Origin of the sequence: Desulfobotulus alkaliphilus (assembly GCF_007830435.1) — a bacterium.
GTDB lineage: Bacteria > Desulfobacterota > Desulfobacteria > Desulfobacterales > ASO4-4 > Desulfobotulus > Desulfobotulus alkaliphilus.
In genome coordinates this window covers 20949-47658 of record NZ_VLLC01000002.1, presented here as the reverse complement: position 1 = coordinate 47658, position 26710 = coordinate 20949, and the positions used below count along the sequence as shown (strand labels likewise).

24 protein-coding genes are annotated in these 26710 nt (G+C 52.7%); 9 read left to right on the top strand and 15 right to left on the bottom strand.

The genetic code is table 11. The features are described from left to right. Nucleotides 1-21: 21 nt before the first annotated feature. The 5 genes from LZ24_RS01800 to LZ24_RS01785 form a co-directional block, all read right to left on the bottom strand. Nucleotides 22-531, bottom strand: a complete 510-nt coding sequence (locus LZ24_RS01800; RefSeq protein WP_144681735.1) for a cysteine--tRNA ligase — start codon at nucleotides 529-531, stop codon at nucleotides 22-24. A gap of 1 nt (nucleotide 532) precedes the next feature. Further along, nucleotides 533-1585, bottom strand: a complete 1053-nt coding sequence (locus LZ24_RS01795; RefSeq protein ID WP_144681733.1) for an AAA family ATPase — start codon at nucleotides 1583-1585, stop codon at nucleotides 533-535. A 49-nt stretch (nucleotides 1586-1634) separates the two neighbouring features. Continuing rightward, complete coding sequence (locus tag LZ24_RS17070; RefSeq protein ID WP_186442872.1) at nucleotides 1635-1775, bottom strand: hypothetical protein; 141 nt, start codon at nucleotides 1773-1775, stop codon at nucleotides 1635-1637. Nucleotides 1776-2380: 605 nt separating this feature from the next. After that, nucleotides 2381-3358, bottom strand: a complete 978-nt coding sequence (locus LZ24_RS01790; RefSeq protein WP_144681731.1) for an Rpn family recombination-promoting nuclease/putative transposase — start codon at nucleotides 3356-3358, stop codon at nucleotides 2381-2383. Continuing rightward, on the bottom strand, nucleotides 3292-3981 hold the full coding sequence (locus LZ24_RS01785; RefSeq protein WP_144681729.1) for a hypothetical protein: 690 nt from the start codon (nucleotides 3979-3981) through the stop codon (nucleotides 3292-3294). Before LZ24_RS01785 ends, LZ24_RS01790 begins: the two co-directional genes overlap by 67 nt. Nucleotides 3982-4237: 256 nt before the next feature. On the opposite strand from LZ24_RS01785, the gene LZ24_RS01780 reads away from it, so the two are divergent. The 3 genes from LZ24_RS01780 to LZ24_RS01770 all read left to right on the top strand — a co-directional run bounded on the left by LZ24_RS01780 (nucleotide 4238) and on the right by LZ24_RS01770 (nucleotide 7642). Then, entirely contained in the window at nucleotides 4238-6151 is a 1914-nt protein-coding gene (locus tag LZ24_RS01780) for a TonB-dependent receptor plug domain-containing protein (RefSeq protein WP_144681727.1), read from the top strand. Between the two features lie 109 nt (nucleotides 6152-6260). Continuing rightward, entirely contained in the window at nucleotides 6261-6875 is a 615-nt protein-coding gene (locus tag LZ24_RS01775; RefSeq protein ID WP_144681725.1) for a DUF4405 domain-containing protein, read from the top strand. 161 nt (nucleotides 6876-7036) lie between these two features. Continuing rightward, nucleotides 7037-7642: a DUF4405 domain-containing protein gene (locus LZ24_RS01770; RefSeq protein WP_144681723.1), complete on the top strand. Its 606-nt coding sequence runs from the start codon at nucleotides 7037-7039 to the stop codon at nucleotides 7640-7642. Nucleotides 7643-7650: 8 nt separating this feature from the next. Here the strand turns inward: LZ24_RS01770 and LZ24_RS01765 are convergent, their stop codons facing one another. Then, nucleotides 7651-8127, bottom strand: a complete 477-nt coding sequence (locus LZ24_RS01765; protein WP_144681721.1) for a hypothetical protein — start codon at nucleotides 8125-8127, stop codon at nucleotides 7651-7653. A 99-nt stretch (nucleotides 8128-8226) separates the two neighbouring features. Between LZ24_RS01765 and LZ24_RS01760 the strand changes: the two genes are divergently transcribed. The 6 genes from LZ24_RS01760 to LZ24_RS01735 all read left to right on the top strand — a co-directional run bounded on the left by LZ24_RS01760 (nucleotide 8227) and on the right by LZ24_RS01735 (nucleotide 17858). After that, nucleotides 8227-8403, top strand: a complete 177-nt coding sequence (locus LZ24_RS01760) for a Com family DNA-binding transcriptional regulator (protein WP_144681719.1) — start codon at nucleotides 8227-8229, stop codon at nucleotides 8401-8403. A 344-nt stretch (nucleotides 8404-8747) separates the two neighbouring features. Further along, nucleotides 8748-11138, top strand: coding sequence for a TonB-dependent receptor domain-containing protein (locus LZ24_RS01755; protein ID WP_144681717.1), 2391 nt, complete (start codon nucleotides 8748-8750; stop codon nucleotides 11136-11138). Nucleotides 11139-11248: 110 nt separating this feature from the next. Continuing rightward, nucleotides 11249-12544: a PepSY-associated TM helix domain-containing protein gene (locus LZ24_RS01750; RefSeq protein WP_186442870.1), complete on the top strand. Its 1296-nt coding sequence runs from the start codon at nucleotides 11249-11251 to the stop codon at nucleotides 12542-12544. 593 nt (nucleotides 12545-13137) lie between these two features. Beyond that, a complete protein-coding gene (locus LZ24_RS01745) occupies nucleotides 13138-14418 on the top strand; it encodes an efflux RND transporter periplasmic adaptor subunit (RefSeq protein ID WP_144681713.1) in 1281 nt (426 codons plus the stop codon). Next, nucleotides 14415-16352: a MacB family efflux pump subunit gene (locus LZ24_RS01740; RefSeq protein ID WP_144681710.1), complete on the top strand. Its 1938-nt coding sequence runs from the start codon at nucleotides 14415-14417 to the stop codon at nucleotides 16350-16352. The genes LZ24_RS01745 and LZ24_RS01740 overlap by 4 nt, the downstream gene beginning before the upstream one ends. Before the next feature lie 15 nt (nucleotides 16353-16367). Then, nucleotides 16368-17858, top strand: a complete 1491-nt coding sequence (locus LZ24_RS01735; RefSeq protein ID WP_222427493.1) for an efflux transporter outer membrane subunit — start codon at nucleotides 16368-16370, stop codon at nucleotides 17856-17858. A 257-nt stretch (nucleotides 17859-18115) separates the two neighbouring features. On the opposite strand, the gene LZ24_RS01730 is transcribed toward LZ24_RS01735, so the two are convergent. The 9 genes from LZ24_RS01730 to LZ24_RS01690 all read right to left on the bottom strand — a co-directional run bounded on the left by LZ24_RS01730 (nucleotide 18116) and on the right by LZ24_RS01690 (nucleotide 26661). Continuing rightward, nucleotides 18116-18382, bottom strand: a complete 267-nt coding sequence (locus LZ24_RS01730; protein WP_144681708.1) for a type II toxin-antitoxin system RelE family toxin — start codon at nucleotides 18380-18382, stop codon at nucleotides 18116-18118. Beyond that, nucleotides 18366-18623, bottom strand: coding sequence for a type II toxin-antitoxin system RelB family antitoxin (gene relB, locus LZ24_RS01725; protein WP_222427492.1), 258 nt, complete (start codon nucleotides 18621-18623; stop codon nucleotides 18366-18368). Before relB ends, LZ24_RS01730 begins: the two co-directional genes overlap by 17 nt. 362 nt (nucleotides 18624-18985) lie before the next feature. After that, nucleotides 18986-19282, bottom strand: coding sequence for a hypothetical protein (locus LZ24_RS17485; RefSeq protein WP_222427491.1), 297 nt, complete (start codon nucleotides 19280-19282; stop codon nucleotides 18986-18988). A 39-nt stretch (nucleotides 19283-19321) separates the two neighbouring features. After that, on the bottom strand, nucleotides 19322-19918 hold the full coding sequence (locus LZ24_RS01715) for a hypothetical protein (RefSeq protein WP_144681706.1): 597 nt from the start codon (nucleotides 19916-19918) through the stop codon (nucleotides 19322-19324). Nucleotides 19919-20037: 119 nt separating this feature from the next. Beyond that, nucleotides 20038-20877, bottom strand: coding sequence for a peptidyl-prolyl cis-trans isomerase (locus LZ24_RS01710; RefSeq protein ID WP_144681704.1), 840 nt, complete (start codon nucleotides 20875-20877; stop codon nucleotides 20038-20040). 76 nt (nucleotides 20878-20953) lie between these two features. Continuing rightward, nucleotides 20954-22153, bottom strand: coding sequence for a type II secretion system F family protein (locus LZ24_RS01705; RefSeq protein ID WP_144681702.1), 1200 nt, complete (start codon nucleotides 22151-22153; stop codon nucleotides 20954-20956). Nucleotides 22154-22163: 10 nt separating this feature from the next. Next, nucleotides 22164-23840: a GspE/PulE family protein gene (locus LZ24_RS01700; RefSeq protein ID WP_144681701.1), complete on the bottom strand. Its 1677-nt coding sequence runs from the start codon at nucleotides 23838-23840 to the stop codon at nucleotides 22164-22166. Then, nucleotides 23837-25042: a type IV pilus twitching motility protein PilT gene (locus tag LZ24_RS01695; RefSeq protein ID WP_222427490.1), complete on the bottom strand. Its 1206-nt coding sequence runs from the start codon at nucleotides 25040-25042 to the stop codon at nucleotides 23837-23839. The genes LZ24_RS01700 and LZ24_RS01695 overlap by 4 nt, the downstream gene beginning before the upstream one ends. Continuing rightward, a complete protein-coding gene (locus LZ24_RS01690) occupies nucleotides 25039-26661 on the bottom strand; it encodes a type II secretion system protein GspD (RefSeq protein WP_186442869.1) in 1623 nt (540 codons plus the stop codon). Before LZ24_RS01690 ends, LZ24_RS01695 begins: the two co-directional genes overlap by 4 nt. Nucleotides 26662-26710 lie beyond the last annotated feature (49 nt).

Sequence of the window (26710 nt, the reverse complement as noted above, 5' to 3'; positions counted from 1 at the left end):
GTGTGATCAAGGGATATTTTTTCAGTCCAAAGCATCCCAGGGTAGCTCTGTTTTCAGGCGGGCTTGATTCACAATGCGGGGATGGGGATCTATGGTTTTTAGTTTCTGTTTCATTTTTATCAGCAGATTGGCAGGATCAACGGCCTGGGGAAAAAGCTTTGAGTGATTTTTTGCCTGCTCCAGATGCAGCACAATGCGGAAACCTTTTTTAGCAAGGGCAAGGGCGGCAAGTTCTTTTTCTTCCCCATTGCTGGCAGTATTTTGGGCCACGGTCAGCCCGGCCAGGGTATCCCGCACCTTGAAGGCCAGCTCATCCGCAAGGTCCAGGGCTTTGGTTCGGGTTCTTCCCCGGTAATCCTTGACCTCCATCAGCCATGTCTGGCCTTTTTCCATCAGGATAAAATCAAGGGCCTTGTTGCCGCCAAAGGCTGCGTGGAACTGTTTGCGGTAAAAGGTGCTGTCGTCGTATTTGAAAACCCTCATGCCCTCAGGGAAACGGAATGTGAGGCTGCCTTCTTTAAAGTCTCTCATGCTATGCCTCCACTTCCATGAAACGGTCGGACTGGGCCAGTTCCTCATCCAGCAGCACAAGGGTCTGGAGGGCATCCAGGCTTTCTCCCTGCTCCACGGTCACCTCATTATCCTTCAAGGAGAGGGCAAAGTAACGGTGGGGCGGAAAAAGGGTCTTTTGCTGTCTGCTGAGAACTTCCAACTCCTTTAAGAGGAAGAGGGAATGGGTGGCCACAAAAATCTGGATTCCGTTTTCCGCAAGGCTTATCATCACTTCCGCCACAAGGCGTATCAGTCTGGGGTTCAGGCTGGCTTCGGGTTCGTCCCAGAAAAGGCAGCCCTTATCCAGCAGGGTTCCCGTGGCGATGAGGCGGGAGACCATGGCAAGCTTTCGCAGGCCTTCGGCCACAAGGCTCATTTCGATGCGGCCCTGACCTGTGCGCTGAAGATAAAAACGTCCGTTCTGATCCAGCAGCACTTTGCCGTCCATGGCTTTTTCAAGGGGGGCAAGGAGTTCTGCCACCTTTTTTTCCCTTGGCCCTTTTAAGGCAAGGGCTCCAAGGAGAATACAGGTATCCCGCCAGCTTTCCTCCAGCTCCAGATAATGGTTCTCATAGACGGAAACAAAATTGGGGTAAAGGGTCATGAGTTCACGGGTGGGAAGAAAGACCGGGGCCTTGTCCTGCCAGATTTTCGGAAGCTTTGTGAGCTGCACCTCAGAACGGCTGGATGTGGAGAAATGGAAGGCGCAGTCCAGGGCCTTGTCCGCAAAGGAGAAGGAAAGTTCACAGCGTTCTTTTCCCTGTTTTCTTCGGGCGATACGGCCAAGGGACTCCGGACGCAGCACATGGATGAGTTTATCGGCAAGGATTTTTTGCAGGGTGGTCTTGGAAGGGCTTTCTCCACCCGGTTTTCTGCCTTCTTCCGCACTGGCCGCCATGACCGCATAGGCGGTTTTAAGAAGGTGGGATTTGCCGCAGCCGTTTTCTCCGATAAGGACATTCAGGCCCGGAGAAAAGTGCAGTTTTGCTTCTGAAAAAACACTCAGATTTTTAATGGAAAAGGTTCTCAGCATATGTTTTTTCCTTTGCAAGGGTTTTGCCTTGTTTCGTTACTTTCCGTATTCATAAATCCGCTTGCTTCTGAACGACCTTTACAATTTCACTACCCTTTATGCCACGGATCATGGTGCTGGTTTTGATTTTTTTAAGTTTTAGCATGATAAGAAACTTCTTTTGTCCCCTGTTGATCAGGCCTGCTGCCATGGGTGCAGCCCATATATAGTAATGGATGAAGCTCAGGGCTTTTTTTGCAGGAAAACATTTTTTCACCTTATGCACAAGCATGGGGGCAAGAACCAAGGGGGAATGGATGAGTAATTCCAGTAGTTTTAGGTAGGGATGGGGAGTTTTTTTTCGATGGTGGGAGGTGTTTTTTTTGGGGGGGGGATGCTGGAAATCTGCCTTAGGAGTGCTTTTTAAGAATTGAAGGGATGGTTGTGGTATCTGGGTATCCGTTGTGCCAGATTAAAAATCGGGATAATTTAAAAACAATATAAAGCCTCCCCCTCTGCCCGTAAAAAGGCAGAAGGGAGGCTGGTTTTGGATAATCACAAAGACCTAAAGAATCTATATTTCACAAGTGTAATATATATGTGAATTTTGCTGACAACCACTTTGGGAGGGGCTGCATGGGTACCGAGGGGTGAAAATGGGCATCTGTACGGGGAAAATAGAGGGGTATCCGGGACATGACAGGATGGAATGAATCCGGAGAACTCGAACTGAGCAAAAGACTCCCTTACCCTGCCATGGCTACCAATACAGCAACCACAGCAGAGAGAATGGATATGAAGCCGTCAGACACAGGACTAATGTTTGGTGGCATTATCGCCTATGAGCAGATCCAAGCCTTTATCCCCGGCAGCAAGGATTTCTTTGACCTTTTCAGGGGTAAGGTTTGTAATGTCCGCTATCTCTTCGGGCTTCATGTTGTATTTTTGAAGATTCATAATCGTCTGAAACTTCTCGTTGTACATGCCAAGCTCCACACCCTCATTACGGCCCATCATTATACCTTCGCTTATCAGTCTTTCCGCTGTAGTCATGGCAAGCTCCTTTCCTTTCTGGCTTACACTACCTATGGTCTCAGCCACATACTCAGGCTGAAGATCTGTGGTTTTGAAAATGTACTCAATGGCATTTTTGATGATCTTCAGACCATCTTCATCTTCAAACAATGAGGATGCCAGCTCAAAGTATTCCTTTATGTTTTCTCTGAACGTATCTGGATGAAAAACATTTTTAAAAATAAGCATACAGAACTTCATGGAAACCATGACAAATAGGCTGTCTTTGATCTCTTCGTCTTTCCAGCTTGAAAGATCCACAAAAATGTACTCTGAATCCGGGATGAAGGGCTTGATCATAGAGGGCAGGTCTTTAAAACAGTCACTGAGGAGACCGGGCTGCCACTCTCTTTCTCCATGATAGATCACTATGGGAATAATGGGGGTTCGTTCTATCTTCTGCTTACGGCAACGCTCCCAGAAACCACCCGTGTATAAATGAATCTGAAAAGGAAGATCATGGTCCACATAGCTTTTATGCTCAAACAAAAGGGCGATACGGATCAGCGCACCTTTGAACTGGCAGGTATAAAGCAGATCAGAAAAATACTCTGACAACTCTTCCCCCAAAAAGGAACCCTTTTCCTCCTCCAGGGTACTCAGATCCAGTTGCTCAAGTATAGCGGGCGGCAGGGATGACCGTATCAATTCCTCTACATGTTCTGCCGCCGCTGATTCCTTATGTTTCTTTTCATTTCCCCTTCCGTCATGCTCCCCCACGGAATAAAGGTATAAACCCCAGAGCTGTCGTAGAGATCCGCAGGGTTTTTCGTTGAAAAGGCCTGCACCACGCTGCGCCGGTTTTCCCTTCTTTTTTTCTCTTCTGCTTCCGTTATGGTTTCATTCTTATATTTTTCCCGCAGCTCAAACCAGTCTGCGGGCCAGGCATCCTGTCTCAAGCTTATTGTAATGCCTTCGAGGGTGGATTTACGGAAAAAATGGAAAATATAGTGGTCAAAGTCACCGGCGATTCCGGGGGGTGGCCAAGTGCGGTCTGCGGGATCTCCCCCCTTCAGGATGTAGTCCAGGGTATCCAGAGGGCCACCCCCTGCAAGGGTAAGGATGAGCATATCATCCAGATCCGGTGTGTCCTCACCGAAAAGGCTTTCCATGCCATAGCGGATACCGATGAAACTCATGAGGGTACCGGCACAGGAAGTATTGTAGTGTCCATAGATGTCCGTCAGGTGAATAATGCGCGCCTCACCCTTCTGCATGGCAGTGATGGGAGGCAGTTTTCTTATGCTTTCCGGATGTTTCTGCTCACTTGCCCCAAGTCCCGGAGTCAGGAACATACAGATCATACAGGAAAGTACCATAGCCTTTTTAAAACCTGATTTCATTTTTTCTCCCCTTTATATGTTTAGTACTTCTTTAAAACTTTGCAGTCTCATTATATTTAATAAACTCCTAAATCAAGCCTTTTCTTTAAACCTTTTAGCCTTTCCGTATTTTTTCTTGACACCGTAAGTTTTTCGGAATATCACATGGCCCATAATGAGCCATATCCTGTATGGGGCAAATGCAGACTGTGATGCACCCTGCATTTGCCTCTGATATTATCTTAGAAATTAAAGGCGTTATCTGGAAAGGAAAACAATGAAAAGATCCTGTTTAAGATCCGGCATCTTCTGTCTTGCCCTGTGCATGGCAGCCGGAGGAGCCCATGCCGGAGAGATGTTTAAAAACACGGAAATGGGGCAGGTGGTGGTCAGTGCCAGCCGCACGGAACAGCGGCTGGCAGACACCCCCAGACCCACCTATGTGATAACGGCAGATGAAATTGAAGCGCGTCAGCCCCAGAACATACAGGTTCTTTTAAGGGAAATTCCCGGCCTTCAGGTGGTGGAACGCACAGGCTCCTGGGGTGGCGGTGGCAGTGTCCGGCTCATGGGGCTGGATGCCCACCATACGCTGGTGCTGGTGGATGGTCAGCGTTTTATCGGTGGCAATGATGTGGTGGATATAGCCAGCATACCCGTAGAAGCCATTGAACGCATTGAAGTGGTGAAAGGACCGGCATCCTCGCTCTATGGCAGCGATGCTCTGGGCGGTGTTGTTCAGATTTTCACCAAAAAAGCCAAAGAGGGTTCTGCTCTGCGGGGAGGTATGGCCGCAGGCAGCCGTAATCGATTCCGGGGCCATGCCGGCGCGGATGTTGGTGGCGACAATTATGGTGTCCGCATGGATTATTCCTACCGCAGGGATGACGGTATTACCCAGCCCAAGGATAAAAGCCGCTGGGAAGCCATTTCCACAACCATCCATTATACACCCAGCGAGTCCGTCAATCTGACCTTTACGCCCCTTTTCACCCGTCAGGTAACAACGGATGATTCCCAAACACAGGGTGGCGGTCAGGGCAGTGGTCAAAGCGGGCAGGTTATCATTCAGGACAGAATTCAGGAAAGAAGCGGCATCAATGCCATTGCAGAGTTTAAGCCCGACGCCTTCACAAGAATCCATACCCGTGCCAGCTACATTGCCCACGATCACCGCAGGGAAGACGGATCTCTGGAGCAGTTGGCCCAGTCATGGGAATTTGAGGCCGGAGCTACGGGCATGTTCGGTATTCATACCCTGAGCGCAGGTTATGCCTACCTTGGAGAAAAGATAGAAGACAAGGCCACCCATATTCCGCAAAACAGAAAAACCCACAGTATTCCGGGAGATTCGGCGGATCAGGATACCCACAGCCTCTATATCCAGAATGAAATGGATTTTGGCCGCACCCTTGTCAGTCTTGGGGGACGGGTCAGCCACCACGACGACTGGGATACGGAGTTCAACCCCCAGGCAGGTCTTGTTTTCCGTGCCATGGACACCCTGCACCTCAGGGCATCCGTGGGAACCGCCTTTGCCGGTCCTTCCCTGCTGAAACGCTATGCGGAAATGCCCCGCCAGAGACGGCAGTTCATCGTTCAGCCCAATCCGGATCTCAAACCGGAAAAATCCCTGTCATGGCAGGCGGGTTTTGACTGGGAAGCGACCCCTGCCCTGCTGATCCGCGCATCCTTTTTCAGAAATGAGATTGATGATCTCATCGTAACGGTGCCAGTGGACCATTCCCAGACTCCCAAGCTGGAAACCTATGCCAATATTGGCGAGGCTGTTACCCAGGGGGTGGAATGGAGTGCATCGTGGCGGATTATGGAGGGACTCAGGGCAACCCTGAACCACAGCTATACGGATACGGAAGATAAGAGTACCGGGAAAAAGCTGACTGACAGGCCGGAACACAGGGCGGGTCTGGATCTGGACTATCATCTCCGTCATCCGGATATCCGTTTCCGTCTTACCGGTTCATGGATCGGGGAAAGGGATACGGTCTCCCAGAATCAAAGAAAGAGCCTTTCCTCCTATGAAACCTTTGATCTTGCCGTCACCTGGAAGGCTGCTCCCCAGATGGAAATATTCACCCGCATTGAAAACCTTACCAATGAAAAAAACATAGAGGATGAGTGGCGGCTGGACGGTACGGAATGGATGGCAGGGATGAAATTTTATTTTTGAAAAAAACGCAGGCAGACCAGAAAAGCTGTCTGATATCTCATCATGAAACCTGAAGGCAGATTAAAACTGCCTTCGGGTTTTTATCCCTCAGACTTTACCGGAGTCAGAAATGAAACGTTTCAACTGGAAAAAATGGACCAGCCTTACCCTCTTTTTTGCCTTTATCACGGCAAGTTTCAGCGGAATTGTTCTCTGTATCATGCCGCCGGGCAGGATTGCCTACTGGCTGAACTGGAAGTTTCTGGGTCTTGGCAAGGAAGGATGGGAAAGCCTTTACCTTCCCTTTGCCATCATTATTCTTGCGGTGGGAACCCTTCACCTTCTTGCCTATAACTGGAAAATTTTTATTTCTTACTTCAGGAGCAAGTCTGATAAAAGAATTTCCACAGAATTTTATGCTGCACTGATTTTTTTTGTATTGATTTTTGCTTCAGCACTCACGGACATGCCTCCTTCATCCTGGATTATGTCCGGTGTGGACAGGGCCAAGGATTCCTGGGTTTCCGAAGAAACCAGACCCCCATTCCCCATGGCTGAAATTCTCAGTATCCGGGATATCAGTCTGCGTACGGGGATACCCGAGGAGAGAGCCATCCAAAAGATCCGTGAAAGGGGCATGGAAGTAAGAAGAGCGGAGCAGTCCATCGCTTTTATCGCAAGGGACAACCGGGTCAGTGCCAGGGAAATTTATCTGATGATTACCGATGTTAGCGAGCACCCGTAAAGGGTGCCCCTACACAAAACAGGGTCGTAAAACCAAGCGTTAAGGGCAGGCCTTGCGCCTGCCCGTGTTAAAGCCCGCACCATAGGCCTGACAGCAACCTGACCAGCAAACTGTGGCTGAGTCAGGGTAGTAATCAGATTTTCTTTTGGGGAGAAAAGAATATGAAGCAGTTCAGTATAAAAAAATGGACCAGCCTTACCCTTTGTTTCACCTTTGCCATTGCCGCCTTCAGCGGCATTATTCTGGCCATCATGCCCCATGGCAGACAGATCCACTGGATGGGCTGGCAGCTTATGGGAGTGGAAAGGGAGGGCTGGCAGGCCTTGCATGTGGCCTTTTCTTTGCTCATTCTTCTGGCCGGTGTGCTTCATCTGCTGGCCTACAACTGGAAGCTTTTTGTCAGTTATTTTAAAAACAGGGAGAAGAAATGGGGGCTTTCAAGGGAATTTTACGGGGCCAGCCTTGTTACGCTGATTTTTCTCGTCTCTTCAGTGACCTTTACCCCGCCCGTTTCCTGGCTGATGAACGGTGTGGACCATGTGAAGGAGGCCTGGGTAACGGAAGATAATAAACCGCCCTTTCCAAGGGCAGACAGCATGAGCCTTGCGGATGTATGCAGAATGGAAGGGCTTTCCCTTGAGCAGGCCGTGGAAAAAATCCGGGCAAAGGGTTTGGAATTCAGGAGACCGGAGCAGACCCTTGGTTCCATTGCCAGAGCCAACGGACTCAGTGCAAGGGATGTGTACCTTGTGATCCGGCAGGATTAGGGGCTGTTTTACTCCCCTTCTGAAAAATCATGTATCCGTCCGCCGCCTGTGAAACCATAAAAAAGATTCTGGTTACTACCCTGACTCAGCCAGAGCCTGCTGGTCAGATTGTTGTCAAACCCATGGAGAGTGCTTTCATACGGGCAGGCTTGAATGCCTGCCCTGTGAACGGTTTTACGGCTTCTGTTTTGAAGGACACCCTTTACCCCAAGTTCGCCAAAGTAGTGACCACACGCCTGAAGGCTTAGTTTAAACGGCTGAGAAATGGATATGTAGTACCCATAAAAAACCACCTTGCTTGATTTCATTGGGTTTTCAGAAAAAAATGCCGAATTTGGGTGACGGGTAAGCAGGCAAAGGTAAAAATCTGACCATGTAATTATCATGGCTGAAAGAAAACGCTTAAAGCAAAAAATATAAGCATCTTTTATTTTTAGCAGATTTTTAAATTTTTTTTGGAACAACAAAAAAATATTGACAGGCAATATTCCCGATAGTATGAAAAATTCCTGCTTTTTTTAAAAGTATGGGAAGCAAAAGCTGTTTAATTTGCTGTATTTTAATTTTCGGGAGTAGTTCAGGTTGTGAAAACATCGCAAGACACCACGTCCATACAGGAACGCTGTGGGGAGGATATCCGCTGCCGCCGTTGCCGCAGACTGCTGATGAAGGGGCTGGTTGTTAAGGTGGAAGTGAAGTGTCCGAAATGCGGCTCCCTGCAGCTTTTTGGCGGTCGGCCGGAATGTGGTATGGGCGAATAAGCTTCCTTTTTTTCCGGTTTTCCCTCAGAAGACCGGCCTCCTGAGAGATGCAGAGGCTGAAGCCCTGCTGTTACTCTGAACGGAATGCTCAGTGAGCATGCGTTTCCCAGAGCGTTTCGAACGCCTTTTTTATCAATGAAGAGGATTTCAAATCCCGTAAGACCCGGCGGTTATCTGTCTGCACTCCCTGAGGCGGCAGAATGCCCGCAGATATGTGGTAAGGTCTTCGGGAAAGTTCCTTCAGTCCTCCTCTCCCCTTTTCCTTTCCCTTTCTGCCCATTCTGAAGCCCATGGCTGCATGCATGACAGCGTTTAGGGTCAGGCTGAAGGAGAAAGGAATCATCATGGGAAAAGGAAAGAAACATCTGCGCAGTGCTGCGCTGATGTCCGCTTTATTGTTTGCCTTTCAGGGCGCAAAGGCCGCCGAAGACGATCACCATATGGGGCAGATGGTTGTGACGGCATCGGGTTTTGAGCAGAAAATTACGGATGCGCCAGCCAGCATTTCCGTGATTACAAGGGAAGAGCTGTCCATGCGGCCTTATATTTCCCTGCTGGATGCGGTGCGGGACATTGAAGGCGTTGACGTGGGCGAAACAACGGACAAGACCGGTCAGGGAACCATCAGTATCCGTGGTATGGGAGCGGCTTATACCCTTGTTCTCATTGACGGAAGGCGTCAGAACAATGTGGGGGATCTTTACCCGAACAACTTTGGAGGAAACCAGTTCAACCATATTCCTCCCCTGGACATGATTGAAAGGATCGAGGTAATCCGGGGGCCCATGTCCACCCTCTACGGAGCCGATGCCCTGGGAGGGGTCATCAATATTATCACCCGCAGGGTGTCAGACCGGTGGACCGGCTCCTATACCCACACAAGAACCTTTGAGCAGGATTCGGATTTCGGGAATGACAGCACCACGGATTTTATGATGATGGGTCCCCTTGTGAAGGACAGGCTGGGGCTGAGCCTGCGGGGCAGTCTTTATGAACGGGATGCCTCCAGTCCTTCCTATGATCCGGCAACGGATCCGTCCGGAGTTGTACACGATCGAACCCTCGGTTTCGGCGGTGGGGGCCGGACCGTGGACAATACCAACTGGAATGCGGGTCTGAGGCTCACCTATACCCCCAATGAGCAGCATGACATCATTGCGGACATTGACTCCTCCCGCCAGAAGTATGCCAACAGCGAAGGGCAGCTGGGTACGCTGGATGATTACGGAACCATTCTGAGGGCGGCCAACAACGGCATTGTCCAGCCCCGGGTTGGTTATGCAGCGGATCAGCGTTTTGAACGGGATCAGTGGGCCCTTACCCACGTAGGCCGGTGGGGTACAGTTCGCAGTGAGGTATCCGTCTCATCGGTGAACACCAGCAATCTGGGTCGCTCCCTTCCCTTTACCGTTTCCGAAAGGGCTGAGCTTCAGGAACTGTGGGATGCGGCCTGTGTGGCTTCCGGCGGCAGTGGCGGGTGTTCTCCCGCCAGCATGGGGCTGAATAACAACTGGAATGAAGAGCAGAAGCTTAAGGTGATGGAAGGGCTTCTCACTGCCGATGAGATGGCAAGGCTGAAATCCTTTCTGCCCAGAGACCGGCGTACCATGGAAACCCGGCAGCGCACCCTTGATGCCAAAATGGACATGATGATGGGTAATCACATGCTTGTCTTTGGCGGTCAGTATGTGGATGCGGAAATGGAAGATGGTGTTTTTGGCATGTACGGGGATGGCTACCGTTCCGGCCAGACCCAGGATCATCGTCAGTGGGCCCTTTTTCTGGAAGACAGCTGGCGCATAGGGCGTATGTTCACGCTGGTGGGCGGTATCCGTTACGATGACCACAACATGTACGGTGGTCAGCTGAGCCCCCGCCTCTATGGAATCATGGACCTTGCTTCGAGCTGGACCCTGAAGGGCGGCGTGAGTACGGGGTATAAAACTCCCACTACGGATCAGCTTTTTTCCGGTATCACAGGCTTTACAGCGCAGGGGGTCAATCCCACCGTGGGCAATCCCGATCTGGAGCCGGAAAAAAGTGTAAACAGCGAGGTGGCCGTATATTATACCAGCCCGTTGGGGCACAGTTTTAATGTGACGGCCTTCTATAATCGTTTCAAGGATAAAATTGCAAGGGGGGATTCGGTACCCAACTGTGAGGTGGCTGCTCCGGGTGAGCACTGTGTGAATGTGGGGGAAGGCTGGGCAGATCTTGGCTATACCAGCTTTACCCAGACCCTTAACATTGACAGGGCCGATATTCAGGGCCTGGAGCTGGCCGGCCGTTATCAGATCACCGAAGACATGCTTTTGAAGGCAAACTACACCTATACGGATTCGGAGCAGAAAAGCGGTGCCGAAAAAGGCCGCCCCCTCACGGGAACGGCAGAGCATATGGTCAATGCAGGCTTTGACTGGCGCCTGCTGGCAGATCTCAACGTGTTTTTTGGCATGGAGATGCGTTCGAAGCGCTACCGTGGCTGGGATACGGAGGCGGATAAGGCCCGGTACTGGAAGGATTATGAAATCTATCATGTGGGTGGCGTTTACAAACTCAACGAATATGCCACCCTCACGGCAAGGGTCAACAACCTCTTTGACCGTGATTTCACCTCCTACGGAACGGATTTTACCCAGAATCCGGATGGCAGCTATACGGCATCCTATACGGATGATTATAATATCAAAGCAAAGGCCCGGAATCTCTGGGTAAGCCTTAACGTGATTTTCTAGGAAGGAAGGAAAGGAAGTCCGGTGCTCCCACCAGAGGAGGCACCGGACTTTTTGTTTGCACAAAAACATCTTTGCCAACACATATGATTTGTGAGACATGGAGAACTGCCATGGGTCTTAAAAAAACTTTACGCAAGTTTACTTTTCAATTGCACTGGTTTTTCGGTATTACTGCGGGTGTGATTCTTATGATCATCGGGGTCACGGGTGGCCTCCTTTCCTTTGAAAGGGAGATTCTCAGGCTCATCAATCCCGGTGTGATGCGGGTATCTCCGGTGGCAGGGATGGAAAAACTCTCGCCCGAAGCCCAGTTTGAAAAGATTCAGCAAAGGCTGCCGGACAGAAGGATCAATGCCCTGACCTTCCATGCGGACCCGGGGAGTACCCATCAGGTGACTCTTAGCAGCGCGGATCCTGCCATGCGCAGGGGAGAAACCCTTTTTGTGGATCCTTATACGGGGGCCTTTCCAGGCGAGGTCCGGGGAGAGGGTTTTTTCCGTACGGTCAAGCATCTCCACCGCTGGCTTCTGACCAATGAGCTGTTCGGGGACAGGAATATCGGAAAGCAGATTGTGGGCGCCAGTACGGTACTGCTGATTGTTCTCTGCCTCAGCGGCCTTTATCTGCGCTGGCCAAGGAAGGTGTTCAGTCTGAAGCGCTGGCTGACCTTCCGCGTGAAGCAGAAAGGCAGGAAATTTCTTTGGAACTCCCATGCGGTTCTGGGTACCTGGGCGCTTCTCTTTTTTCTTCTTGCTTCGTTTACCGGCCTTTACTGGTCCTATGACTGGTACAGGGGAATGCTTCACCGTGTGAGTGGCGTTCCCATGCCCGTGAGGATGGCGCCAGCCCCTGCTCCTGCTGAAAATACCCAGGCCATGGCCGGAGCGGAGAGGCGCAGGGGAGAAGGAAGAGGAGAGCGCAGCGGAAGTCCGGGAGAAGGCTCCGGAGGGGCAAGGGAGATGCAGGAAGTCATGCCAGAGAAAGGACTCAATGAACTATGGGCCCTTTTTCTGCAAGAGAGCGGCGGCGACTACAGTCTGGCCATGTTCCGGTTCCCCCAGAATCCGGGGCAGGCCCTTATGGTCATGTATCAGGATGCCAAACCCGCCCATGAAAGGGCCTTCAACCGCCTTGAGATACACCCTGTGACCGGAGCTGTCGTGAATCATGACCGTTACCGGGACCGTCCTTTGAATGTGCGGCTGATGAGCAGCATGCTGCCCCTGCATTCGGGCAGTTATTTCGGGCTTTTCGGTAAAGTTCTCATGTTCCTTGCCAGCGTGGGAATGCCATTTTTCAGTATAACGGGATGGATGCTCTATCTGGACCGGCGGAAGAGACGAAAAAGAAAGGAAGAACCGGCAGAAGCCTTCGGTATTCAGACACCGGAAACCCATCACGGCTGATCATATTGTAATTATTCAGCATAGTTTATTCCGAACTGCCAATGCTGAAATTGCAGCAGCTTCGTACTTTATGCAAGGCTCCGTGGCTATTTGCAAGTGACATTGCAATCGTTTCGGATCAGAGCTTTGAAGGCCTGTGCGAAAGAAGCGGCAAACTGTCTGAGCCGCCACAAAGGCAGCGTGCTTAAAGCCTGCCATGGTAATCAAAAAGCTTATCCTGCCTGTGGCGGGGGGTTTTTTCCGCTTCCGCACAGGGCAAGAAGCTCCCGAATCCGGCACTCAAGATCCATAGGCATTTCTACTCCCGTAAAGGGGCTTGCGTTTTTTAGCTTGAGTGCCGGATTGCGTCACGGGCAAATAGCCTGGGGCCTGTGCATCTGTCTGGCAGGTATAGTTTTGGAAAACTGTGCTGAACAGCAGCTCACTCCCTGCTAGGGCGTCTTGTCATAGAGTAACTTGTGCAGGATTCAAACTAATTTCGATCAGTGATGGATAATTGGTCATTTTTTAAGCTTTTGAATTAAAAGAACTAAATTTAAGTTACTCAGAAGTTACATCAGGTTTTTTTAAGAACAATCATAACGGGACAGAGCATGAAACAGGCGGAGAAAAAGGGGAAAAGAAAAAGGGGGCTGGTGGGATGGATGCTGTTTGGCTCTGTGCTTGCCCTTGTTGCCGGCAGTGTGGTCTGGCATTTTTTTTTAAGAAACGGGGGCGAAGGAATTTCCTGGACAACGGCTCCCGTTCAGCGGGGAAGCATCGAAGATCTGGTTGCGGCAACGGGTGTGCTGCAGCCCAGAAACTATGTGGATGTGGGAGCGCAGGTTTCCGGACAGCTGCAGCGCATAGGGGTTGAGGTGGGGGATTTTGTCAAAGAAGGAGAACTGCTGGCGGAGATTGATCCCACCCTCTTTGTGGCAAAGGTGGATGCCAGCCGTGCCCAGCTTCGGTATCAGAAGGCTCAGTTACAGGACAGAAAAGCCCAGCGTCAACAGGCAGCCAACCATCATGAGCGGCAGCAAAACCTTCTGGCCGAAGGAGCCACCACCCTTGAAACGGCCCAGAATGCGGAAACATCCCTTCTTTCCGCAGAGGCTCAGGTTGCCATGCTCCTTGCCCAGATTGAACAGACCGAATCCACCCTGCGGGCCGATGAAGCCAGCCTTGGGTATGCCCGGATTTATGCGCCCATGGATGGAACGGTGGTTTCCATTTCTGCCCGTCAGGGCCAGACCCTTAACGCCAGCCAGCAGGCACCCACCATTCTGCGCATTGCCGATCTTTCCACCATGACCGTGGAGACACGGGTGTCCGAAGCGGATATCGGCAGGCTGTTTATGGGAATGGATGTGTATTTTACCACCCTTGGCAGCCAGAACCGCCGCTGGAGGGGAAAACTGAAGCGCATTGAGCCTACGCCAGCCGTGGAAAACAATGTGGTGCTCTATAATGCCCTCTTTGATGTGGATAACAGTGGTGGAGAACTTTTTACCCAGATGACGGCTCAGGTCTTTTTTGTGGTGGCGGCGGCGGCCAATACCCTTGTCATTCCTCAGTCTGCCCTGATGGCAGGGGAAGCCGGACAGGAAGGCATGCCCCAGAGAGGAGAAAGGGGACGAAAACCTGTGGTTCAGGGTGAAAGGCCGGAGAGGGGGGCAAGACCGGAGGGAAAATCGGCCCGTGTCCGGGTGCTGGGAAGCAGCGGAGTGGCAGAAATCCGGGAAGTGCGGACGGGAGTCAGCAACCGGGTGCAGGTGCAGATTCTTTCCGGTCTGGATGAGGGGGAAAGGGTAATAACAGGGCCGCTTGCCGCGGGTCAGAGATCCCCTGCCCGCACGGATGGGGGGATGCCCGGAATGCCGAGGATGCGATGAACACAGCCGCCGAACCCCTTCTGGAGCTTACAGGTATTACAAGGGTATACCGCAGTGGTGACATGGATGTGGAAGTGCTCCATGGCATTGACCTGACGATCTATCCCGGCGAATTTGTGGCCATCATGGGCAGTTCCGGATCCGGTAAGTCCACCCTGATGAATATCCTCGGCTGTCTGGACCGGCCCACGCAGGGAGAATACCTCTTCATGGGGCAGGATGTGTCCCGCATGGACAACGGGGAACTGGCCCGGATGCGGCGGGAGGAATTCGGCTTTGTTTTTCAGAGCTACAACCTCATTGCCACGGCCAGTGCCAGAGACAATGTGGCGGTACCGGCCGTGTATGCGGGCATGAAGTCACGGGACAGAAAGGAAAGGGCCGCCCGTCTTCTGGAGGATCTGGGAATGGGAGACCGCCTGTTTCACAGGCCGACCCAGCTTTCCGGCGGGCAGCAGCAGCGGGTATCCATTGCCCGTGCCCTGATGAACGGGGGCCGCATTCTTCTGGCGGATGAACCCACAGGAGCACTGGACAGCCGCAACGGAGCAGAGGTCATGCGTCTGCTGGGTGAGCTTTCGGAGCGGGGGCATACCCTGATTCTCATTACCCATGAAAAGGAAGTGGCCGCCCATGCCCACCGCATCATCGAAATCCGCGACGGTCATATCCTTTCGGATCCCGGCCCCATGCCCGGAGCCTCAGCCATGCCGGAGAGGGTGGTAAAGGGTGCGGAAAGCTCTTTTCCGGCAGAACTTGCGGAAGCAACCCTCACGGCGCTGCGTTCCCTGAAAAGCAATGTGTTCCGGACCATCCTCACCCTTCTCGGTATTGTCATCGGTGTTGCTTCCGTCATTGCCCTCATGGGTATCGGTGACGGGGCGCGGCAGGCGGTGGTGGAGCGGATCAGTTCCATGGGCAGCAATCTGCTCACCGTACGGCCGGGGGCTCCCAACATGCGGGGCCGGGGGGACATCGCCACCCTGGTCTGGGAGGATGTCCGCGCCATCGGCGAGCTGGACAATGTACTGGCTGCCGTGCCGGAGCAATCCGGCTCCGTGACCCTGCGGTACGGCCGCATGGACCACAGGGCGGAAATCAACGGGACCTCATGGAACTACGGGGTGGCAAGAACCTGGCATCCATCCCGTGGTACTTTTTTTACGGCCGAAGACGAGGCGGCCTATGCCACCGTTGCCGTGCTGGGCCAGACCGTGGCGGAGGCCCTTTTCCCCGGTGCCGATCCTTTGGGAGAGTATATTCTCATCAACAGCATTCCCTTTCAGGTGATGGGTGTTATGGCGCCCATGGGGGCCGGTTTTGGTGGCAGGGATCAGGACGATGTGGTTTTTGTACCGTATACCACGGGCAGCCTGCGGATTACGGGTCAGCGTCATCTGCGGAACATCACGGTGGCCGTAAAGGATGTAAAACGGATGGATGAAACCCAGAATGCGGTTCATGCCCTTCTTCTGGCCCGCCATGGTGTGGAAGATTTCCAGATCCGGAACATGGCTTCTCTCATTGAGTCCGTTTCCGAAACCCAGAATACCCTGACCATACTGCTGGCATCCATTGCCGCCATTTCCCTTCTGGTGGGCGGCATCGGTGTGATGAACATCATGCTGGTCAGTGTGACGGAGCGGACCCGGGAAATCGGTATCCGCATGGCCACAGGGGCCAGAATGCGGAATATCATGCAGCAGTTTCTTATTGAGGCACTGGTGGTTTCCACCATGGGGGGGCTCATTGGTGTGGGCGCGGGTCTTGGCGTGGCAGCGGTCATTGCCGCTCTGGGCACGCCCGTTCAGTATACCTCCGCACCGGTGCTGCTGGCCTTTGGCTGTGCCTTTGCAACGGGTCTTGTGTTCGGATATCTTCCTGCCCGCAAGGCAGCGGGTCTGGATCCGGTTGTGGCGCTGGCTTCGGAATGATACGGGGAAATATCCATGTATAGCATGAAAAAAAATGTGTTGATGGGGTCCGGTGCCGGAGCTGTTTCCTGGGTTACAGGGACTTTGCCCTTTGGGGGATTCCGCCTGTGGAAGAGGCCTGCCCTTCTCTTGCAGATGGCGGCTCTGCTGTGTATCTGGATGGCGGGAGCAGGATGTGCGCTCAAAGACCCGGAGCCTCTGGAATATCCCCCTGCCCTGCCGGAAAGCTGGTCTGCGGACATGGCCATGGATGGGGAGCTGCCGGAGAATGACTGGTGGCGCAGTTTCCGGTCAGGGGGACTGGAAGAACTTCTGGAAGAGGCCCTTTCCGCATCTCCGGATCTGACCATGGCCGTGGAGCGGGTGATGCAGGCGGAAAGTCAGCTGCGCATTACCGGAGCTTCCCTCTTCCCTTCCCTGAATCTCAGCGGCGGAAGTTCATGGCGCAGAAACCGGGCTTCCGGAGGTAAAACGGTTTCCACAGAGTCCACGACCCTTTCCATGGGAGCCAGTTATGAGGTGGATGTATGGGGAAAGCTTGCCGCTGACATGCGTGCTTCCGGTGCCCTTCTCCATGCGGCCGAATATGACCGGGATGCGGTTCGCTTAAGCCTCATGGCCGGGGTTGCCTCCGGATATTTTCAGGTGCTGGCTCTGGAGGAGCGCCTGCAGATCAGCCGCAGCAATCTGGCCATTGCCAGAAGGGTACTGGCCTTTGTGGAATCCCGGTACAGGCACGGCAGTGCGACGGAACTGGACCTGAAGCGGCAGCAGTCTGCGGTGCTGAGTCAGGAATCCACCCTCTTGTCTCTGGAAGAGCAGTACCGCCAGCAGCGTTCCGCCCTTGCCATTCTCGTGGGGCATCCGCCCCAGTCCTTTGATCCGGGGACGGAAGCTTTCTGCGAAATTATCATTCCGCAGGTGACGGCCTACATGCCATCGGAGCTTCTTCTCCGCAGGCCGGATATCGCAAGGGCCGAGGCCCAGCTTGCGGCATCGGCGGCCAGTGTCACCGTTGCCAAAACGGCCTTTCTGCCTTCTTTTCAGCTTTCCGGTTCCGCCGGACTGGCCAGCACCGCCCTTGTCTCCCTTGCCAGCCCCGATGGCAGCCTGAGCCTTTCCGCGGCCATTGCCCAGACGCTTTTTGACGCCGGACGCCGGGAAAATCAGGTTGCCGCAGCGGAATCCCGCCTCCGGGAGCAGGTGGAAAGTTACCGGAAAAGCATTCTTACGGTTTTAAAGGAAGTGGAAGACGGACTGAACCGGGCGGATTTTTCCGGTCGTCAGATTTCTCTGCAGGAAGCCATTGTGGAAAAAGCGGCCCGGAGTCTCGTGCTGGCGGAGCTGCGCTACCGGGAAGGTGCGGATGACCTGTTGACCCTGCTGGATGCCCAGCGCAGTCTTTTTCAGGCCAGGGATCAGATGGTACAGCTCCGGCTGGCAGGTCTGGATGCGGCACTGGATCTTTATAAGGTACTGGGCGGCGGGTGGGAGAGGAGGGGCTGAACGGCAGGCTAAAGTTTTTGGCTCATCACATCCCGTAAGGCATTGAGGGATTTATCAGGAGCTTTAAAAGGCCTGTCCGATCTTGGATGAGGTAGAAGGGGCTCTTTTTCAGGAAGATAGCAAGGACAAAAATGATACCGTGGCCGGATTTTCAAAAAATCAACGGAACCAACAGATTTTTTAGCTATTTTATCAAAAATAGAGGGATTAATCTTCCCCTGAATAGATCAAAGACCAGATGTGCATTTCTTCAATCATCAGTGTCCCCCATAAATATTTTTCCGGTGGCCTATACGCAACACCATGACGGTTATTTTTTCTTCCCATAATTCTGCTATGATCCGGTAATCTCCCATTCTGAACTTCCACAATCCAGACAGATTGCTTTGAAGTGGCGCACCAAAGGCTTTCGGGTCTTGCGCCACCTTATCCCTGAGAAAAGCGATCATGCGCCTTTGAATCTGTGGCTCAGCCTTGGAAAGTTCTTTCATAGCCCTTTTGTCAAATTCAATCTGCCAAACCAAGGGCCTTCTCCACTTCTTCCAGGGTCATGGTGGAACTGTGGCCAGCCCTCAAGTCCTCAAGGCGTTTTTCCGCAAGATAGATGTCTTCCATGTCGGCTATGTATTCAGAAAGGGCCTCCCGGACATAAAAGGATTTGTTGCGCCCTGTTGCCTCTGAAAGCGTGTCCAGTCTGGCATTTAACTCCGCTGGAATCCTTACCCCAAGCATAACCGGGTTATTGATTTCTCTTACTCTTGGCATAAAAACCTCCTTTTAAAATCATTTGTTTTATATGTAAAACAAATAAATAAAAAAAACAATTTTTTTTCTGCTTACTACCCTGACTCAGCCAGAGTCTGCTGGTCAGATTATTGTCAAAACCATAGTGAGAGCTTTCATACGGGCAGGCGCAAGGCCTGCCTCTACGAATAATCTTTACGCCCCCTGTTTTGTAGGGGCACCTGAAAAGGATGCCCTCTGCATAAAAGGGCCGTAAAAATTATTCATAAGGCCCCCTTTTTTTATTAAAAGAAGTTTTATAACCGCAGCAACTCTGACAGTGATTTGCATAAAAAAATATATGAGATGAAAACAGGGCCGCAATGGATAAAGGACAGATACCGTCAGAGCCTCCTCTCCGTAAGAACCCGGCTTAGACGGATGCGAAGCTGTTCCAGCTGTTTGGATTTAAAAGATTTTCGACTTTCCTCGAGAATCTCAATGGCTTCTCGTATGGCTGCCTCCAGATGTTTTTCCCGCGTACATCTGGGGCAGACATTGAGAAAGTGCTGAAGGTGTTTTTCGTCCACCTCTCCTTCCAGTATGGAAGCCATGAGTCCGTAATGCATGGTAATATCCTGTTGCAGATCCCTGGCGCTGGCATTCAGGGCCTTGATGAGATGTTTTTTGTCTACCTGCATGGAAGGGCTTACTCCTTGTTCTGCCGATGCAAAAGCACATCAGGCGGTAACAGATTCCTCATCAGAGGCATCTTTATCCTTTTCCTTCTTGCTGCCGGAGTTCAGTTTTCTTCTGCGGTACAGGAAGAAAAACAGAATGCAGAGCAGGGGAAGACCCGCCATGGCGGCGGGCTGCACATAAAGCTGAATGAAATGAAGCCAGGAAGGTATATAGGTGAAAACCGGCCTTGCCCTGCCGTCCCCGTCCATAAAAGTCCAGACGCCGTCATTTCCCCGTACAAAGTCCATGGAATCGTTAAAACGCTGGTTTACCCGAACATCCAGCACCTCAAAGGAAACAGTGGCATGGTTCCCTTTACGTTCCACCCCATGAAAATCCATCACGTAAAACCGGCCCATGTGGGGTTGGTGAATGCCTTTGTATTTTTCCTGATTCACATAGGGCTCAATGAAATAGGCAAAGGCATCGCAGTCCGGCCGGGAGGTGTCCAGCGGGATTCTCACCCTACCTTCGGTACTGTGACTGTGGGCCGTGCAGGGGAGGAGGAGGGCTGCCAAAAACAAGCAGAGAAAAAGGGCCATTGCGGCCGGAGGAGGCCGATGCAGCATCTGTCTGAAATATATGTATGTGTTCATGCCGTATATCCTTTCATATTAACATATCAGGGCTTCTGTTCCCTTTTTTGCATCAGGAACATGAGAATATCTGGAATCGGCGGATCGGTGCAGGGCATCGGGATCCGGCCAGATCAGGCTCAGAGATTCTCTCCGGCTTTGCCGGATGAATGGGCAAAGCCGGCTGCAAAGGCGTCCGAAAGGGCTGAGTCCATGCGAATACCGTGGATTTCCCTCAGATCTTCATAGGCTTTTTTCCATGCATTGCGGTAACGGGCATAAAGGGCATCATTGCGGATGTACTCCATCCTTTCTTCCAAATCATGGAAGCGTTCTGTTTCAATGGATTCCAGTCGCAGAACGGCAAAACCATTTCCATGTTTCAGTACGGGGCTTGTGTCGCCTTCCTTCATCCCCTGCAGTGCCTCCTGCCATGGTGCGGGAAACTGCTCCAGAGGCCTTGGAGAAAGCAGGCGAAGCGAGCTGGAGTTTTCTGCTGGCTGCTGGCTGTCCATGAGTTCTCTAAGTCTATACAGCTCTTCAGTATCTTCGGACATGGCAATGCGCAGGGTATAGAGATCCGGAAGGCTGTAATGCTGTTCTTTGTGTTTTTCGAAAAAGGCCATGGTTTCTTCATTACTGATGCTTTCCCTTGGAATTTCCTTCACAAGATCAGGTTGCAGGGTATGCATGAACAGCTCTGCCTGAAACTGATGCAGGGCCTGCCGAAATTCCGGAATGTCGTGCAGCTTTCTGATTCTTGCTTCGGCTATCAGGGCCTCCATGTTCTGCACATGTTCAAGAACCTGTTCCGCCGAAAGTGAAGCGTCCCTTCCTTCCTGCATGCGTCTGGCATAGGCATCGAGAAAGGCCTGATCCATATGTTGAGAGATCTGGTTTTTGTTTTCCGGGACTTGCTGGCTCCCGCATCCTGCCAGCAGGCAGAGGAGCAGCAGGCCGCAGATGAGATAACGAAACATGGGTAAACCTCCCTTTTTTCTGGTTTGAATCTGTATGCAGGACCGGACAGACCGGTCCCTAAATCTCTTTGACACCTCACATGGAGCCGGAGTACATGGCCAGCATTCCTGAGATCAGCCCATAAACCACAAGACCCACCACTCCCCCAAGGGTGATGATGAGAAGGGGTTCTACCATGGCACTCATGCGGGCGATTTTGCTTTCCAGAAGTTTTTCATGCACCTCGGCCACGGTTCCCATGGTTTCACTCATCAGGCCGGAATGTTCGCCGATGCTGGCAAGGGATGTGGTGATGGGCGTAAAAAACCAGCTGTTTTTCATGGTGGAGGAAAGGGGCTCTCCGGCCATGACCCTTTCAATCACCTGATCCAGAAAACGGTGCACCGCCGTATTGGGCAGGGTGGCACTGGTGGCTTTAAGGGCCTCCACCATGGGAATGCGGCTTTCCAGAAGGAGACTGAAGGTCCTTGCAAAGCCCACCACTATGCCAAGCTTCATCACCGGTCCCACCACGGGAATCTTTATTTTATAACGGTCCATCCAGTAACGGGTGAGGGGCAGGGCATGGAATAAAAAAAGCATGGCAATGAAAGCCCCTGTCCCCATGAGTATGTTCAGTCCGTGATTCTGAAGAAAGGCTGTGGAATCCATGAGAAACTGGGTGACCGGAGGAAGTTTGCCCTGAATCATGCCCATGAATCTGGGAATGACAAAGAGCACCATGAACAGCACCACGCCAATGCCCATGAGCAGCACCATGCCGGGATAGAAAAAGGACATGAGCATTTTTTTCTTAAGATCCGACTTTTTCTCCAGAAAGTCGGCAATGCGGTCAAAGACGACATCCAGCATTCCTCCCATTTCACCGGCCCGGATCAGGTTCATGATCATGGGGGGAAAAACCCTTGCATGTTGGGAAAGGGCATCACTCAGGGGAGCACCTCCCTCGATGCGTATGAGGACATCCCCCAGTACCCGCTTCACGTTCATTCTGTCTGTCTGGTCATGGAGAATACGGATGGCTTCGGTGATGGTTACCTCGGATTTGATGAGGGTACTGAGCATGCGGAAGAGAAGCACCTTGTCTCCTGTGCCAACGGGCATGAACTGACTGATGGAAAAAGTTGCCGCCCCTCCCTGATTTTCCTGAACCGATATGGGAGACAGGCCCCTTGCCCGCACTTCTGCGGCGGCGGCGGCCTTGTCTTTTGCCTCAATGATCATGCGGATCGTGCGGCCTCCCGGATCCATGGCCCGGCATTCGTAGTGCAGCATTCCCTCTCCTTTACTCCATGGTAACCCGGAGAATTTCCTCCGGTGTGGTCAGCCCCATTTTCACTTTTTCTATGCCGTCTTCCAGAAGGCTCCTGTAGTTGCCCCCTGCCCTTGCCACCTTTGCAATTTCGTGGGATGTGGCACCGTGCATGGTTTTTTCCCTCAGGGCTTCATCCACAAGAAGAAGCTCATAAAGACCTGTTCTTCCGGCATACCCTTTGCCTCCGCAGAGATCGCATGGCTTTGAGGAGCGTTTCACATCAAAGCTGCCGGGAGAGAGGTGGCGAAGACCCAGCATATCCAGCTCGGCCCTTGTGACCGGCCTTGGCTCACTGCAGTGGGCGCACACCAGACGCACCAGACGCTGGGCCAGAATGGCCCTGACGGAAACCGCCACAAGAAAGGACTCTCCTCCCATGTCCATGAGCCGGGAAAAGGAGCTGGGTGCATCATTGGTGTGCAGGGTGGAAAGTACCAGATGGCCTGTGATGGCAGCGCGCAGGGAAACCTGCAGGGTTGCTGCATCCCGGATTTCTCCCACCATGATGATATCGGGATCCTGACGGAGAATGGCCCGGAGACCGGAGGCGAAATCCATGCGCTGCCCCCCGTCCACCTGGGTCTGGTTGATACCCCTCAGGGTGAGTTCCACGGGATCTTCCAGTGTGGTGATATTGGTGCGTTCCGAGCGCAGCATCTGCAAAGATCCGTAAAGGGTGGTGGATTTTCCCGACCCCGTGGGACCGGTTACCAGAATCAGGCCGTGGGGTGATTTCAGGACTTTGCTAAATTTTTCAAGGCTTTCGCTGTCCATGCCCATGGCGTTCAGCCGGATTTCTTCATCATGGGGAGGCAGAATACGGATAACGGCCTTTTCTCCATAATGAACGGGCAGAACGGATACACGCATATTTACGGCCTCCATTTCCACCTTGAGAAGACTGGGGCGAAAGACAAAAGAACCGTCCTGGGGGGCTCTTCGTTCCGCAATGTCCAGATTGGCCAGCACCTTGATTCTTGATGTAAGTTTCTGGCCCATGGCAAGGGGCAGGGATTCCACCCGCCGCAGCATGCCGTCTTCCCTGAACCGTATGGCAAAGCCGTCCATTTCCGGTTCAAAGTGAATATCCGACACATTGTTCTGACTCACGGCCCGCACCAGTATTTTTTCCAGAAGCTCCACCACAAGGTTGAGATCGTCCAGATCCATGCTCTGGTTGCGAAAATCAATGCGGGTGTCCACATCCTTTGCATAGGCCAGTTGCTGGAGTTTTCTTAGCTGGCGCTCTGTAACCAGCACCAGCCGGACCTCCCCTTTGGCAAGGCGGGATATGTTCTGCAGCATGGCCCTGGGCACGGGGCCGTTGCAGGCCAGAAGCAGCTCGTTTTTTGTATTGCGGAAAAGGGGCATAACCCCGGCCCTGCGGGCCATTTTTTCCGGAACCAGACGCAGTATTTCAGGACTGACGGAGGAAGCACCGTTGCCGTCATAGAGGGGAATGCGGGTAAATTCGGAAAGGGCCTGCATGAGCCTGTCTTCCGTGAGCAGCCCTTCCCGTACCAGAAGCTGGCCGATTTTTTCCGGAACCACCTTCTGTATGGAAAGCACCCGCTCCAGACAGGCCTGGGAAATCAGGCCCTTCTGTACGAGAAAGCCGCCGAATCTGTCCTTATACAGGGGTATCATGGTTTTCTGCCCACCCCTTCCTTTTCTATGGAGGTAGAAAAGAACCAGGATCTCGGAGGACCGCACTCTTTATCTTTTTCTTCTCCTGCTGGCATTTCACCGCAGAGCGCCATGCGGTTTTCCATGATGGCCTTGTTTTTTGCCGCTGGCAGGGCCGTTTCCATGGATATGATGTTTTGCTTCACAAGGGACAGGAGGGACTGCTCCATGGTCTGCATACCCTCCCTCTGACCCGTTTCTATGGCGGAATAGATCATATCGTCTTTTCCCAGTCGGATCAGGTTGGCAATGCCCGTTGTGGTAAACATGATTTCAACGGCAGGAGCACGGCCTGTCATATCCGCCCTGGGAAGCAGTCTCTGGGAGATGACGGCCCTGAGTGTGGAGGAAAGCTGCTGACGGATCTGGGCCTGTTCTCCGGCGGGGAAGGAACCCACCATGCGGTTTACGCTGGACATGGCATCCTTGGAGTGCAGGGTGGAAAAGACCAGATGTCCCGTTTCCGCTGCCATGATAGCCGTGCGCATGGTATCGAGATCCCGGATTTCTCCCACCAGAATCACATCCGGGTCCGCACGCAGGGAGTCCCGCAGGGCATCGGGAAAGCTCAGCACGTCCGTGTGCAGTTCCCGCTGATTCACAATGCACTTTCCGTTCTGGTGCACATACTCAATGGGGTCTTCCACGGTGATGATATTTTTGCTGTCCTTGCGGTTGATGGCATCTATGATGGCGGCAAGGGTGGTGGATTTACCGGAGCCTGTCACCCCCGTTACCAGAACCAGTCCATCCCGGAAGGTGGCCAGTCTCGCCACACTGGGGGGCAGCCCCAGACTTTCAAAGTTCGGAATGCCCTTGGCCAGCAGACGGATGGCAAGGGAAAGGGCTCCCCTCTGGTAATAGGCGGCAAAACGGAAGCGGCCGACTTCCGGGCTGCTCACGGCAAAATCCACGGATCGCCGTTCCTCCAGCACCTTGGCGTAGCGGGGGGGCATGACCTGCATGAGAAGCTCATGGATCTTGTCATGGGTGTAAGCTCCGCAGTCCATGGGAGTAAGGTCCCCCCGTATGCGGAAAACCGGCGGTTCGGAATAGGTGAGGTGAAGGTCCGATGCATCCTTTTCCACAGTCAGCCGCAAAAGATCTTCCATGTATTCGGGAGGCGCACCCGGTCCCAGATGTTTCCGTGTAAAGCGGCTCATGGAATTTCTCCCTCTGTTTCCGCATCCAGACTGCGGCTGCTCCTTTCGAGAAAACGCCGCACCTGCCCTCCCCCCTCATCGGGATGTGCCATGATATGGGGGGTTACAAGGATAAGGGTTTCATTGCGCACGGCCCTGCGCTCCACCTTTTTAAAGAGGTAACCCAGAAGGGGAATGTCTCCCAGAAAGGGAACCTTCTGTTCATAATCCTGATTTTCCTGACGGATGAACCCCCCCAGCACCACCGTATTCCCTGCAGGAACGGCAAGGATGGACCGGAACTCGTTTTTATCCACACCGTCCAGAGGAAAGACCACGGGCTGCCCTGTTCTGTCATTGATGAGGGTGATGTTGGAAACGCCATAATTGGGAGATTCAATGGCGATGGCCATTTCCATGGTGATGGTTTTGTCCGCATTGATGAAACTGCGGATATCCAGTTCCGTACCCAGCTCCCTTCTTTGTATGTCCATGGTAAATACAACCAGATCCTGTACGTCCGAACCCCGGATGGTTTCCTTGCTCACCCCTGTGCGCAGGGGGACTTCCTCCCCTACAAAAAAGCGGACGGACGCATTATCTGCGGTCATGAGAAAGGGAGAGGAAAGGGTTTTCATGCGATTTTCTCTGGCAAAAACCTGCATTCTGGCGGCGATGTGTTCATTGGAAAAAACCGAGGCGAGGGTGATTGCGGCAAGCTCTCCGGCACCGGTCAGTGTAGCTGCACCTACGCTGTAGTCTTTCCTGTTTTCGCCGTAACTGAGGTCAAAAAAGGATTCAAAACTGTCTCCCAGCTGAAGGCGCAGAATGCGTACTTCCAGCAGTACCTGCCGGATGGGTGTGTCCAGCTCCCGGATCAGGCCGCTGATGTGCTGCAAAAGGGTTGTGTCCGATGAACGCACCACAATGGCATTGTTCTTTTTAAAAACGGTGACAATGGCTGGTATGGGTTTTCCCAGAAGTCCAGCAGCTTCTTCCATGCTGAGGCTGGTATCCGGAACGCCCATACGGATGAGCTGCTTCCTTTCGTTTTCCGTAAGATTGGCCCGGGTGTCGCCGGAAGCACTGGACGCACCGCTGCTGCCTGCTTCCAGATGGCCGTAAACAGACTGGCCGCTCATATCCCTGAAATCCACATCCGGCTCCAGCAGGGTAGCCAGCAGGGCGGCCATGTCCTGGGCATTGGTGTAGCGCATGAAAAAGGCCAGTATCTTTTCCGATTGCTGGAAGATCATGTTTTCTGCAAAGGCTTCTTCACTCATCACAGCCGTTGTCAGGCCGTCCGTGCGAAACCAGAGGCCATTTTTCCGTAAAAGGGAATCCACGCTTGCGGCCACATCCACATCCTGCAGATAAAGACGAACCCTTTTGTCGCTGATATCTTCCTGAAGCATGAGGTTAATGCCGGAAAGCTCATTGAGAAGTTCGGCTGCCATGGAAAGGGGAAGATCCTGAAAAAAAAGTTCAAGGATGCGGGTATGGCCTGCAGGATGGCGGAATCCCGGTCTGAAGGTGCGGCTCCCTTCTCCCGGTTCATGCCTGCTGATGATGCGGACATCCTCTCTGGCAGGGAGTCGTATTTCCGGTGTCGTCTCCCCCTGCAGCAGAGAAGAGGGCATGGCATGAATCTCCTTTTGGGCTGGCCGCACATGGGTACACCCATGGAAG